The sequence below is a fragment of the Clostridium boliviensis genome (assembly GCF_033342255.1).
Lineage (GTDB): Bacteria > Bacillota > Clostridia > Lachnospirales > Lachnospiraceae > Lacrimispora > Lacrimispora boliviensis.
In genome coordinates, this window is record NZ_JAWONS010000127.1 from 1 (window position 1) to 345 (window position 345).

At 67.5% G+C, this 345-nt stretch carries 1 protein-coding gene; it reads right to left on the reverse strand.

What is annotated here, in order from left to right:
• Window positions 1–345, reverse strand: a 345-nt coding sequence (locus RZO55_RS08960; protein WP_318063939.1) for a hypothetical protein, incomplete at both ends; no start/stop codon positions are given.

Genomic DNA, 345 nt, shown 5'->3' on the forward strand with positions numbered 1-345 from the left:
GGCGACGATCACCGCATCCTTCGTGGCAGCCACCGGCTCACCGTCGATCAGCCAGGCATGCACGGTAATCTTCTGTTCTTTGACGCGGCCCAGCACCTCCGGCCATTGCCGTCGAACCGCTTCCGTTTTTTGCGGATCGATCTCCCGCAGCAGCTCCCCGGGCCCGGCGGACCTCCCTGTGGATGGAGGAGGCGTCCGACCCGGACGCGGAGCGGCCGCCTCCTCCGGCGCCGATTCCCGATTGGCAGCCGTCGCTTCCAGCGCTTTCAACCGCCGCTCCAACCGGCGCATCCGCTCTTCCAGACCGTCGGAGGTCGGGACCGCTTCGGCGGACACCTGCACATA